The sequence below is a fragment of the Reichenbachiella sp. genome, from assembly GCF_965233835.1.
Classification (GTDB): Bacteria; Bacteroidota; Bacteroidia; order Cytophagales; family Cyclobacteriaceae; genus Reichenbachiella.
In genome coordinates, this window is the sequence record NZ_OZ247585.1 from 3,107,429 (window position 1) to 3,121,049 (window position 13,621).

Annotated in this window: 8 protein-coding genes; 2 read left to right on the plus strand and 6 right to left on the minus strand. The window is 38.5% G+C overall.

The features are described 5' to 3' along the window. Window positions 1-40: 40 nt before the first annotated feature. A complete protein-coding gene (locus tag ACO6S2_RS13135; protein ID WP_422359015.1) occupies window positions 41-1,096 on the plus strand; it encodes a hypothetical protein in 1,056 nt (351 codons plus the stop codon). Between the two features lie 101 nt (window positions 1,097-1,197). Further along, entirely contained in the window at window positions 1,198-3,729 is a 2,532-nt protein-coding gene (locus tag ACO6S2_RS13140) for a PAS domain S-box protein (protein WP_422359016.1), read from the plus strand. On the opposite strand, the gene ACO6S2_RS13145 is transcribed toward ACO6S2_RS13140, so the two are convergent. The 6 genes from ACO6S2_RS13145 to ACO6S2_RS13170 form a co-directional block, all read right to left on the minus strand. Beyond that, complete coding sequence (locus tag ACO6S2_RS13145; RefSeq protein ID WP_422359017.1) at window positions 3,726-4,703, minus strand: ROK family protein; 978 nt, start codon at window positions 4,701-4,703, stop codon at window positions 3,726-3,728. The genes ACO6S2_RS13140 and ACO6S2_RS13145 overlap by 4 nt on opposite strands. Then, complete coding sequence (locus ACO6S2_RS13150; protein ID WP_422359018.1) at window positions 4,703-5,560, minus strand: hypothetical protein; 858 nt, start codon at window positions 5,558-5,560, stop codon at window positions 4,703-4,705. Before ACO6S2_RS13150 ends, ACO6S2_RS13145 begins: the two co-directional genes overlap by 1 nt. A gap of 108 nt (window positions 5,561-5,668) precedes the next feature. Next, window positions 5,669-6,760, minus strand: a complete 1,092-nt coding sequence (locus tag ACO6S2_RS13155; RefSeq protein WP_422359019.1) for an acyltransferase family protein — start codon at window positions 6,758-6,760, stop codon at window positions 5,669-5,671. Window positions 6,761-6,817: 57 nt separating this feature from the next. After that, window positions 6,818-8,782 carry a glucosamine-6-phosphate deaminase gene (nagB, locus tag ACO6S2_RS13160; protein ID WP_422359020.1) on the minus strand — a complete coding sequence of 655 codons (1,965 nt, stop codon included), beginning with the start codon at window positions 8,780-8,782 and terminating at the stop codon, window positions 6,818-6,820. A 138-nt stretch (window positions 8,783-8,920) separates the two neighbouring features. Then, on the minus strand, window positions 8,921-10,012 hold the full coding sequence (locus tag ACO6S2_RS13165) for a family 20 glycosylhydrolase (protein WP_422359021.1): 1,092 nt from the start codon (window positions 10,010-10,012) through the stop codon (window positions 8,921-8,923). A gap of 240 nt (window positions 10,013-10,252) precedes the next feature. Continuing rightward, entirely contained in the window at window positions 10,253-13,549 is a 3,297-nt protein-coding gene (locus ACO6S2_RS13170; RefSeq protein WP_422359022.1) for a VCBS repeat-containing protein, read from the minus strand. Window positions 13,550-13,621: the final 72 nt, after the last annotated feature.

The window sequence follows — 13,621 nt, forward strand, 5'->3', positions numbered from 1 at the left end:
CTATTTGCGTCTTAATACTTTAACCATATTGGCCACCTTCTTGGCAGGCTTATTAAGCCTTTCTCACTCTTGTGATGCCCAAAATGACCTACAAGAAGAATTGGCTAAACTTGACGCCGAATTAGATGCAATTTTTGAAAACGAAGCCGATTCAGCTTCACTTTTCGCATTGATAGATGAACTCCTCAAGCCGGCTCCCAAGCAGTCTCAGTTGCAATTGAGATTTGGATATTCCAGTCGAGTGACTTCTGCCGGTAGAGATTTTGGCATTGATCAACAAGGACTAACTCCTGGTGTCTCTTTTTACCATCATTCTGGTTTGTATGTTGACGCTACCGGATTCTGGAATAGCGAGTTCGATCCGAAATATAATCTCACCGTTTTAACACTCGGGTATATTGGCCAAATGACGAAAAAAACGACTTACAGTCTTACCTATGACCACTCTTTTTTCACTGAAAAAGACGATACACAAACCCTAACCAACTCTCTAGGCGGTTCTATTACACAAGACTTCAAATATGCCTATACAGGGCTAGATTACTCTTTTTCTTTCGGATCAGAAACTGCGCATCGACTCATTTGGAACCTAACAGGAAATTTTGGCTTTAAAGGATTCAAACCCTTCAAAAGAATAACCATACTGCCTTCTATCGCTGTGCTCTTTGGGAACCAAAACATCACTACTCAATATACCCGCACCAATCACTTGACCAGATTTCAAAATTCGAATGATAGAGAGATGGTGTTTTTTGCGAATCGTTTACGTGATGCAGGATATACCAATACTACCGCTGGTTTCTTGATTCGCCTAAGAGATTCTATAAACTCGGGTGAGGATTTAAATTCATTTCAATCGCAAGCCTATGAGTTTCTTTTCCTTTCTAGCTCCTCTGAGGATACGTTTAGCTTAATGAATTACTATTTGACTCTTCCAGTTTTATTTGAAACTGAAAAGGTCAACTTTTATTTGAGCTACAATTACAATATCCCTAGAAATCTAGATGGCTCTGAATACGAATTCGAATCGAACGGGTATTTTGGGTTTGCTATTTCCTATAATCTTGCGATAAGTAAAGTAAAATCGAATCTCTAAAGGAGAATGGTGTTTCATTCTTTTTCCATTTACTATATTGTAATAGGAATTGCATATGCCCAAAGGCGGGGATTTAGTCAAATACACTTATAGGCCCATTTATGACTACTATTCGAATCACAGCACTTACTATACTACTAGCTGTTTGTGCTATTCTGATTTCGATTAACTACTACACATTAAAAACCACTTCTGCAGTCAGGGCATATATCAATGGGGAATCTCAATATTCCAAGGGTCAAAAGGCAGCTTCCACGCACCTCATACTTTATTTAACATCAAAAGAGGACCAATACTGGAAGGAATTTCTTGCAGATCTTAACGTTCCTATTGGCGATAGCTTAGCTCGAATTGCCATGCAAAACAATCTGAATCGGCTAGAAATAGAAAAGAGGCTTTTGCAAGGAAATAATCATAAAGAAGACATAGAAGGAATGATTTGGCTTTTCAGAAGTTTTGGCCATGTATCTTTTATGAGTGAAGCCATTTCACATTGGTCGAACGGCGATCAACTCATTGGTGAACTGCATCGGCTAGGTTTTGAAAGCAGAATTAGATTACTCGACGAAAATTGGACTGAGGCAGATTTACTAGTTACTCTAGGAGAAATTGATCGACTGTCTTCGGAATTAACCAAGGTTGAGGAGGATTTCAGTAAGGTCCTGGGTACTACCGCAAGAAAGCTAGATAGTTGGTTGTTTATCACCAACAGCGTGCTGATAATTCTAGTGATTGGCCTGACAACGAGATACGCCCTGAGGTCAATAAAAAAGTTAAAATCCGCTAATGAATTACGGAAAAATTTAACCAATGCCTCATTTGAAGCATCTATATGGTATGATCACGAAAGCGTGATTACCTTTTGGAACCCGCAGGCCGAAAAAACATTCGGTTGGAAAGCGGATGAAATTATTGGAAAGAAACTCACCGAAACAATTATACCAGAAGAGTATCACGAAAAGCACACACTTGGAATAGATAACTATGTAAAAGTCGGAATTCCTCCTTTGCCTAATCCAAGAGTAGAAACTGTTGCACGTCACAAAAATGGATCTACCATACCCATTGAACTGTCCATATTAGCACTCCTTGAAGGAAAGGATGCCCTATTCTGTGCTCATATTTTTGACCGCAGTTCCATTTTAGCTCAAAAAGAAATTGAAAATAAACAAACCTCATATCTTAGGGCAATTTTAGAATCTACGGATGATGGAATTTTAGCAACAAGGAGTGATGGCCAAATCCTAGAAGCCAATCAAAGGTTTTTAGAGCAATGGGGAATTGATTTGGACTTCATCAAGACAGCTCCATTTGACGAAGTGTCACTTTTTGTGCTAGATCAGATTGAGGATGCAGAAAATATCTTGACTGAAGTCAAAGAACTTTTCACTTCTGATAGGGTTCACACTCGATTGGTATATCACAAAGATGGCCGAATATTCGAACGACATTCTGTCCCAATGATTTTAGACAAAGAGACAATCGGAAGGGTTTGGTCTTTTAGGGATATTACTGACAAAGTCAAAGCCGAAACTGATTACAGAAACCTGTTCGAAAACTCTGCTGAGGGTATTTATATTGGTTTAGGAGGAGGAAACGGCACCCTAGTTACTGTAAATCCAGCAATGGCGAAAATGTATGGTTTCAATTCACCCTCCGAAATGCTAGAAGAGGTAAAAGAGCCTGCTCTCCAATTTTTTGTAGATCAAAAAGATCGCCAAGAAATTAGAAATCAACTAAAAGAAGGTAATACTAAAATTGAGGCTGAGTACAGAAGTTTTAAAAAAAATGGAGATATTTTCTGGGTTCGTAATCACCTCAAATTCACCGTTGATGAAAATGGTGCCCCACTGAGGTTTGAAGGTTCAGTTGAAGATATTACTGCCAGAAAACACACCCAGGAACAGTTGGTTCAGCAAATCGAAGAACTCAAAAAAGTCAACTTCGAGTTAGATCGGTTTGTTTATAGTGTATCCCATGATTTGCGTGCCCCACTCCTATCAATCAAGGGTTTGGTAAACATCTCTGAATCAGAAAACCCATCATCGACCTTGATGAAATATCTTGGCATGATCAGAACCAGCGTCGAGCGTCTTGACAAGTTTATTATGGATATTTTAGATTATTCAAGAAATTCCAGACTCGAGGTTCAGCAAAATGAAATTGACTTCAAAACATTGACCAATGAAATCATTAATAATATGATTCATATGGAAGGTTATCAGCACGTTTTGTTCAGTTTAGATGTAAAATTGAAATCAAAATTTGTTTCTGATAAACGAAGAATAGAGGTCATATTAGCCAACTTAATTTCAAATGCGATTAAATATCAGGATCTGAAGAAATCAACTCAAAACATTGACATTTCAATTGATGAGCAAAAGGAACAAAGTCAACTCTCTATTATTGTGGAAGACAATGGGGTCGGAATAGAAGATGCCAGTCAAGGTAAAATTTTCGACATGTTTTATCGAGCTAGCGACAGGTCCAAAGGAGCCGGATTAGGCCTTTATATCATTAAAGAAACTGTAGAAAAAATGAATGGCTCAGTGGAGCTCAAATCCAAAGAAGGTGAGTTCACTAAATTCACTATTAACCTTCCACTAACGAATAGTTCGAAACATTCCGGTTAAACCGGAACGCTCCTTTTGTTTTCAATATCTTCAAGAATTAAACTCGCTGCACCAATAATCGGGGTATGCGTACTATCCAACTCAGATGGCAAGATTTTGATCTTACCTTGATACACATTTAATAAATTCTTTTCAAAATGTTTTATTGTTGGCTTAAAAATCAATTCACCAGCTTTAGCCAAGCCACCCATAATAAAAATAGCCTCTGGGCTCGTATGGCCTACCGCATCGGCAAGTTTGGCACCTAGAACTTTTCCCGTATAGTCAAACGCCTCCTTAGCGACTACGTCTCCATTATTTGCTGCATCAGCAACCATCTTGGTGTTCAAGTCATCAAAACTGTATCGCTTCAACTCACTATCCATATGGTGGTCAGCCAATAATTTGTATACTGTCCTTTTCAAACCTGTGGCAGAAACATAAGTCTCCAAACATCCTTTTTTACCACACTTACACAAACGTCCGCCGCCTATTTTGTAGGCTATATGACCTAGCTCACCCGCATGTCCATCATGTCCTTGAATCAATTGACCATTAGCCACAAATCCAGACCCCAGACCAGTACCAAGTGTGATGGTTATAAAGTCCCCCATGCCCTTAGCTCCACCAAACATCATCTCTCCCATGGCTGCTGCATTAGCATCATTGGTCAATTTAACTAGCAGATTAAATTCTGCTTCCAACAATTCAGCAATTGGAATAGAACCTGACCATGGCAGATTTGGCGCATCTTCAATCGTTCCTTTTTTATAATTACCATTTGGCGCTCCTACACCCACTCCAATCAGCTCTACATTTTCGTCTAACGAATCAACTGAGTTTCTGACCGCTCTGGCTAGCTCAGCTATGTATTCATTTATATCAGGATTATCGGTAGCAATGCTACTATGAATTCTCACCTTGCCAGAAGTATCTACCAAACCAAATTTGGTACTCGTACCTCCTATATCTATTCCAACTATTAATTCAAGCATTATTTTGTTGTGTAGTGTTTATTAATATGATATTGTACTAATTGCTCAATGGGTTCTTTAATTATTTTACCCAGAGCAATTTCTTTTTCAATTAATATTTCTCTCAAAATGTCTTCGAAAAAGAATGGTATAGAACCCACAAAATTGACTGTGTAGTTCTTGTGATCTGGAAAGCACTCCAAATAGATTTCAACATATTTTCTAATTCCCTCTTTCAGAATGACTCTGAAAAATGAATGGTCCATGTGCTGATGAATAAATTCGGAAAACGAGGCCAAATACACATTTGCAAAAGGTTTCATGTAAACATTTTGCAAAATATCATGCTTGGTAATGTTGTATGTTTGTTCAAATGCTGTTGCTATTTCAGGTGGTAACTGCTTTCGCAAAAAGGATTGTAGCAGTATTTTTCCAAAATATGCTCCACTACCCTCATCGCCCAATACGTAATCAATACCAGGTACTTCTTGTCTAACAATATCGCCATCGAAAAAACAAGAATTGGCACCAGTACCCATTAAGCAGGTAAAACTTGGTGTACCGTCGTATGTAGCAAAAGCGGCTGCTACAATATCATGATTTACGTAGATGTGAGATTTTGTAAAAATCTTGGAAAGCGCCCTCACCACTATGTTCTGCAGTTTTTTACTAGAACAACCACTACCATAGAAGAAAACAACTTCGATATCTGCAGCATGCTCAAGTAATTCACTCAAAGAACGAACAGATACTTCTATGATGTCTTCGGTATGAAAATACGGGTTAATACCACTAGAACTCATATTCAGTACAGCCTCGCTGCCTCGAATGAGTTGCCAATCGCATTTAGATGATCCGCTTGTTCCTATAAGTATCATATGATCTGTTGACTTAATTTCAAAACTAATTGTAATCTCCTTTTCACTTCATTTTCTTAGAAAGAATTACAACAAAATTTAAAATTATTACGACATTTTTAATTCCTCCTATACTTTGATAAAAATCTTCTTTCTGTACAATACTAAAATTGGAAGATAGCAAAGTGCCACAAATCCAATCGCATATGATAAAGATGCAAAATGGTAATCACCAAAAATATCAACCAAGCCACTATACAACACTTGATGAATAGAACTATCAGCGAGGGGAATTATCCCAAAAAGAGAAGCTAGTACCCCAGACAACGTATAGGCGGTTATAGCATTGGAACCAAAAACTTCAAAAGGGAATGTAAGTTTGGAACGGTACTTTTGAATATCAAGTAGCCAAAACAAAATCCCGTAAAAATTCATGGCAATCCCACCAGTATATAAAACAAACGAGCTGGTCCATAAACTTTTATTGATTGGAAAGATCATATCCCAAGCGAGTGCAATTCCGATTAAAACATTACCAAGCACAAATACTCTACTCAGTCCTAGTGCCTTATTTTCAGCAGCAAACAAAATCTTACCGGTAAAAACACCTAGCAACCCAGTGACGACAGCGGGCAAAGTGCTGAGCAATCCCTCAGGATCCCACGTTTCACTCAAGCGCCACATATGGCCACTAAGAAATAATCGATCAAACCAGGCAGAGAAATTAGTTTCAGGCTCAAGATTAGCTTCGCCGATACCAGGAACAGGTATGAAACTCATGATTAGCCAATATCCAACAAGCAACAAAATTCCAACTATCACCTGAACTCTTTCTTTTAGATAATGATGCATTAAAGCGATCGATAGAAAAACTAACGCTATGCGCTGTAAAACACCTGGGATTCGAAGAGTAGATAGTTCAAAATATGGAAATCCATTGAGAAAGAGACCAATCAGAAACAGATACAAGCTCCTTTTTAGAATTTTTTTGGTGATTAATTTTCGATCCTCCCCCGTTTTTGGCTTACCTAGTGAAACAGCCATACCGACCATAAATAAGAAAAACGGAAATATTAAATCCGTAGGTGTACAACCATGCCATTTCGCATGAAGCAGCGGTGCATAAACGTATGACCAGGAACCTGGATCATTTACCAATATCATGGCTGCTATGGTCAGGCCTCTAAAAACATCAAGGCTTAGGAGTCGATCTTTATTCAAATTGTGAAGTTTAATTAAGCTCGGCGAAATGCTCGCCGAGCAACTTATTTTAATGATCTAGAGGAAATGATATCTTCTAAATCCTTCTATAGCCTCATATTCGGCTAATCCAAGACTATCATACATTTCGGCTGTCTCTCTATTTCTATCTTCAGATCTTTGCCAGAACTCTCGGCTATCATCCCCTTGAAACACTACGCCATCTTTTTGAGATTGATGCCTAAAAATAGCCATTCTTTTCTTCATCAATTCTTCAGGACTAATAGGCACTGCCATTTCAATTTCATCTATTGGGTACTCATGCCAAGCTCCTCTGTATAGCCAAACCCAACAGTCCTTCATAAACTTTTGCTTTTTCAGATCTTCCAAAGCGGCAAATATACCTTTCAGACAAACCTCATGAGTACCATGTGGATCGGCCAAGTCACCAGCCGCATAGATTTGATGTGGTTTCACCTCTTCAATGAGGTTCTTAATGATCTCAACATCGGCCTTTCCTAATGGGTTCTTTTCCACTTTACCCGTTTCGTAAAACGGTAAATCCAAGTAATGGACCTGACTATCTGGAATACCATAATAACGGCAAGCACTTATAGCTTCACCACGTCGAATCAAACCTTTTACTTTCCTGACATCTACAGGAGTGATTTCTTTTTTAGACTTACTGTTTAGTTCTTTGAAGATCTTATCAAACACTTTAGTGTCTGCCTTATCACCTGCAGCATACTCGTACAACTGCTGAGCAAATTCAGCGAATCGATTGGCTTCATGATCAGCTACTGCTATGTTTCCGGAAGTTTGATAAGCTACATGCACTTCATGTCCCTGATCCACTAACCTCAAAAAAGTACCACCCATTGAGATCACATCATCATCAGGGTGTGGACTGAATATAATTATTCTTTTTTTTGTGGGTGTCGCTCTTTCCGGTCTATTTGAATCATCAGCATTTGGTTTTCCTCCAGGCCATCCAGTAATGGTATGCTGGAAATGGTTAAACATTTTAATGTTAACCTCATAAGCACCACCTTCACCTAATATCTCTGACATGCCGTGATCATTGTAATCTCTGTCGGCGAGTTTAAGAATTGGCTTATTCAGTTTTTGGCTCAACCAAACAACAGCCTTTTTCTTTAAATCCTTGGTCCACTCACAGTCACCAACAAGCCAAGGCGTCTGGAATCTGGTAAGATCCAGAGATGCATTCTCATCAAGCACAAAAGTCACATCCTCATGATCTTGTAGGAAAGAAGCTGGGACGTCAGTTGACATTTCTCCTTCTACTGTCTTTCTTACAATCTCAGCCTTTTTCATTCCATAGGCCATGATTACGATTCGTTTGGCCTTGAGAATAGTACCTACTCCCATCGTAACTGCCTTTCGAGGTACATCCGCCATACTATTGAAAGCAAAGGCATTGTCCTGTCTAGTTAGATAATCCAAAGTAATCATTCGCGTGGTTGAATTGATCTTGGAGCCTGGTTCGTTGAAACCAATGTGACCGGTTCGTCCAATTCCCAATAGCTGGAAATCTAAACCACCGTAACTTTCAATTTTTTCTTCGTACTGTGTACAGTACTCAGCTATATGTTCAAAAGCAATTTTTCCACTAGGAACATTAATGTTTTCAGAAAGTATATCTACATGATCAAACAAATGATGATGCATAAAATGAATATAACTCTGGTTATCCGTCTTGTCAAGCCCATAGTATTCATCTAGATTGAAGGAAACCACATTTTGAAAACTCAATCCTTCTTTTTTATGCATTCTGACTAGCTCTGCATATACTTCAATCGGCGAAGAACCTGTGGCTAATCCTAAAATACACTTTTCATTTCTTTCCGTTTTATATCTAATCAAAGCCGCGATTTCCTGGGCAATGATTTTAGATGCCTTATCTGAGTCATTAAATATTTCGGTATGTATCTTCTCAAATTTGGTAGATTCCATCGCACTCCACTCCTTTCGACTGGTCCTCTTCGATGCTATTGCGGTATCTTTTACCATTGTTATGCTCATATCCAATTTCTTTTAAAAAGTGCGTAATCCCACTTTTACCTGATTAATTATGAAATAAAGCTAGATATTCAATGAATGGAGAGGAAAAATATTAGCTAAACTGGCATTTTTTGAAGCTAAATGGATTTTCTAACAAAACTACTCTTGCCAAACTTCCGTCAGTTTTTTTAAGCAGTCTGCTGATTTGTCCCTATCGTTTGAGGTATCCTTCCCCGTGTACGATGCCATAAAACGTTCTGCAGATCCCCAACAGGTATGAAGCATTCCCAAATACTTAGGGTTCATTTCTGAGGTTGAGTTGTTTTTGAAAGTTTTCATTAATTCATGCTGAGCGATCGCCAGTTGAGGTTTTCTCCACGAACAAGAAAGTACTTGCAAACCTTTAGCGGCAAATAGGAAAGCTGTAGGGTCAGCTCTTTCATAATGCCAATCACAGACCACCACATCTTTGGGTATCATATCAATGGCTCGGTATGTATTGTTGTAGCTGCCTTCCCAAAGCCCTATGCCTGTCGTGCGACCATCTATCAGACGGTCTCCCCACATCCATAACTTCCGGTTTTTCAAATTGAGATAATTGCGTAATGTAGTCACCTCATCAGCAAACAACTGTGCTTGATCTCTACCAGCGCATCTAGGACAGTTCTTCTCTCCAAGATAAAACACTTCGTCCAATCCAGCGTGAAAAGCATCTGACTCAAATGCCTCGCATATTTCGTCGATTAAGTCAAACACGATGGGATGTAAATCAGGATGCCTGGGGCAATAACTTTTACAATAATACCCATCAGCATTCGGCCATTCATAAGTACCAGGAGCTGGGAGCTTTACATTTGGTGTTTCGTCAAACTGGGGATACACTTTGAGCAGCATACCTATCCGGTCGTCCCAGCTCTGATGACCTAGCAAATTAATCTGGGGAATAAGGTTGATGCCGTTTTCTCGACAAACTTTAACAATTTTTTTCACATCTGCCTCGGTCAATGGGTTTTCATCAACCAACTCAGGATGTGATTTAAATTGATATCGATAGTCAACTCGCAGGATGAGCGTATTTAGTCCATCTTCAGCTAGGTCCTTTTCAATAAACTTGCACCAACTATCTACATTTTGAGCTTCAGGAGCAGCAATGCAGAGACCACGAACTGAGTAAGGGGATTGAGCAATAGACAGGCTGAATGTAAAGAGACTAAATACGCCTAACAAGATAATTATAAATGTGTATTTCATATTTCCAGTTATTGTTTCTAAACAACCAAAGCAGCGAGATCATCCGCACCCAACACACACTAAAATTAGTTAGCCTTATAACAAAGAAAAGATCACGCAAAACGTGACCCTTTCTAACCCAAAACTCTAATTTAATTTCTTGTACTACTACTAATTGTGATTACTAAGGTATGTCTGCCATAAGAACAAAAGAAAGTATTTAGCTGATTGGCATAAAATTGAAGCTGAATGGAGACTGAATTAATCCTCTTTTACCCTATGAAAAAAAAGAGGCCTTTCATTTGTCGCTGAAATCACAAATTGTTGATGATTCACGATCACCTTACTCAACTTTCTTACTTCACCTTCAACAAAAAAACCAGAGACATCGGCATCCATGGTCAAGAAACCGCCAAGTCCATCCCCCTTGAGAAGCAAACCATAACTTGCATCGTTTCTTGGAGTTTCTATTTCCGACTGATATAAATTTCCAGCCAACAACAAATCTATATGACCATCTTTGTCCCAATCCTCAATTAGGAAATCGTTCACACTGGACAATTGTGCTACATTAGGAAATGGCATAAATTCAAATCCTGCTTTGGTTGTCAACAGTACACCACTAGAAAAATTGGTAGCCTTATAATTTAAAACATTCGACTTGTTGCCTAATTCATATATTTCTGCTAGTGACGAGCTTCCAAAACTGTGATAATTAGTGAATTCTTTTTTTAGTTCAGGAACTTGCTGACTGGAACATTGCCGACCTCTGACCGGATAAAGTTCTCCAAAGTTGTAGTAACCCAAAACAATGTCGTTAGACTCATTCCCATCAAAATCTGCATAGTATATTTCAAATGGTTCTGAAACTGACGCTTGATATTTATAATTGTTTCCCAGGTTCCCTAGAAGGTAATCCAAATCACCATCTTGATCAATATCAACGGCATTGACAGAATTGTACCACCCTCTTAAGCTATCCAATGTTGAATTTGAAAACCTAGAGAACCTTCCATTATCGAAAGTAAATATCGATGGCACCATCCATTCGCCCACAATAATCATGTCTTTAATCCCATCCTGATTTACATCAGCCCATTCCATATCAGTAACTAACCCTAAATCATTAAGTCCAATGGCAAATTCGTGCGTGACATCTACAAATCCACCGCCTGTATTTTTAAATAGATGACTGGAAGCAGGACTTGGATAGTCACCTGGGTTATGTCTGGTTCCAACGAAAACATCAAGTAATCCATCTTGGTCAAAATCTTGCACTTTGACTACAGAGCCGCTTTCATAAATATCTGGTAGTAATTCGGATGCATCTCTAAACTCTCCTTTTGTGTTGATATAAAATTTATCAGCGTACCTTTTATCTTTTTCTTCAAATTCATTACCTCCATTCACCACATACAAATCCAAATCTTCATCTCCATCAAAATCGAAGAATACTGCGTCAATGGCTTCATTATCCCTATCATCAAACTGCTGAGACTGAACGAATTTACCTTTTGCTGTCTGCAAATAAAGGCTAGACTTATATCCATTTGCCTGCCCTATAAAAAGATCTTCGAGGCCATCATTATTTATATCACCAACTGAAAGAGCAGGGCCTAGTTGGGAGAGTTTATGAGGTAATAAAACCTGTTTAGAATAGTCATTGAAATTGTTTTCATAATGGTGAATTTCAACAATTTGCTCTGCCGTAAATATTTTTGGTTGATCTTGAGGTTTATTAGGTTTTTGTGTAGCATTCCCTTCATTTAATATTATTGTCTGATTGGATTTAACATCAGTAAGTAGATTAGAAAATCCATTGGGCCACACTACTCTAATTGAATCAATTCTATCGCCCTTACCCATCCCTGCTACAACACCATCAGACACGCTGGACTGGAATCCTCTAACCCGATAATGTTCATAATACTGGATTTTTTGATCCTGATAGACCCAAATCTTCACTCCTATTCCTTCAGGGTTTTGTGCCCGCCCTTTAAGTTTAAGTTTGATATAGTTATTTGTTGAGTTGTTCTGGTAGATTGATGCCTTACCATCCATATTATTGATGACAAGCTCCAAATCCCCATCATTATCCAAGTCTGCGTAGGCAGCTCCATTAGATAAAGATTTTGAAAGACTTGGACACCAGACATCTGAAACCTTCTCGAATGAGAGGTCACCATTGTTTCGGTAGAAGTAATTTTTTAGTGGCTTTTGAGGAATTTTATTCATTACCCCCACCATGTTTTTTGGATTATCCAAATAAGAAGGATTCGAAGACATTATCTTTTTGAGGTAGATATTAAAATCATTGTTTCGAAAGTCTCTCTTTATCCCGTTGGTTATGAAAACATCTTTCCAACCATCATTGTCGAAATCGGCCAGCAAAGGAGCCCAGCTCCAGCCAGTATTGGTAAACCCTGCTTGCCGTGCTGCATCGGTAAATTTAGGAATCCCTTCATCATCAACGAATGTCGAATTTCTCTGAAGTGTATTATACATGTATTGATAATGGAAATCTTGTTGAACTCTCTTGTTGAAAAGTTCCGGGTTCATAGAAGGCATACTTGTTTTAATCCCATAGTTATCTTCTGACACCATATCCAACACCAATACATCTAGAGCACCATTGTTGTCGTAGTCAGCAATATCGTTACCCATAGAAAAGTTCGAAACGTGTCGCGTTGCAAATTTGACCGCCTCCTTAAAAGTCTTGTTCTTTTGATTGATATAGAAATAATCCATTTCTTCATAATCATTGGAGATATAGATATCAGGCCAACCATCTTTGTTTAAGTCTCCAACACCAACACCTAGTCCATAAGAGATTGCATTTGAGTATATCCCAGATTCTTTGGTCTTTTCGACAAACGTTCCATCTTGGTTTTCAAAAAATTGATCACCAACTTCACTAAGTTTATCTCTGCCTTCCACCAATTCGTTTTCTGTAATTCTCGATGGATTGTGGTTCAAAAGAAACAAGTCTAAATCTCCGTCTAAGTCATAATCTAGGTATGCTGCTTGCGTAGAAAACGAACTACTAGCCAATCCAAACTCATAAGCTTGCTCCATGAATATTGGATTCCCTGATTGATCATTTCCTTGATTTATAAAAAGTTCGTTGGTTCTCAACGAATCATTTTCAAAAGGGCCTGAATAGCATACATAAATATCTAGCTTTTCATCGGCATTAATATCCACCATACTTACACCGGTAGTCCAGCCCTGCTTCCCCTCTATTCCTGCTTTTTTACTAATATCTACAAATTGAAAGTCACCAGTATTTAAATAGATAGCATTAGGACCAAGATTACTGGTAAAGAATATATCCTCCCAACCATCACCATTAAGGTCTCCAGTAGCAACGCCACCACCGTTGTAGTAATATTCATAAACAAATGAGTTCATGCTAGCCGATTCTGGGACCTCGTTTTTGAAATTCACCCCGGATGTCAGCGCACTTATTTCTTCAAAAAGAGGGCTATTGTCTGCTTCCTCGCGTTGTGTACATGCAAACGCTACCAAAACCAAAATTGACAGAATATATTTTTGCATTAATTGCTTTTTTTTATCAATGAAAAAAGACCACCCCAGCGGGATGGTCTTTTAAATTTATAGATAACTTCG

What these genes read in the sequence shown, in the direction of transcription:
- ACO6S2_RS13170 (WP_422359022.1), bottom strand. Translation starts at nt 13,549, where the DNA reads ATGCAAAAATATATTCTGTCAATTTTGGTTTTGGTAGCGTTTGCATGT.
- nagB (WP_422359020.1), bottom strand. Translation starts at nt 8,782, where the DNA reads ATGAGCATAACAATGGTAAAAGATACCGCAATAGCATCGAAGAGGACC.
- ACO6S2_RS13145 (WP_422359017.1), bottom strand. Translation starts at nt 4,703, where the DNA reads ATGCTTGAATTAATAGTTGGAATAGATATAGGAGGTACGAGTACCAAA.
- ACO6S2_RS13150 (WP_422359018.1), bottom strand. Translation starts at nt 5,560, where the DNA reads ATGATACTTATAGGAACAAGCGGATCATCTAAATGCGATTGGCAACTC.
- ACO6S2_RS13165 (WP_422359021.1), bottom strand. Translation starts at nt 10,012, where the DNA reads ATGAAATACACATTTATAATTATCTTGTTAGGCGTATTTAGTCTCTTT.
- ACO6S2_RS13140 (WP_422359016.1), top strand. Translation starts at nt 1,198, where the DNA reads ATGACTACTATTCGAATCACAGCACTTACTATACTACTAGCTGTTTGT.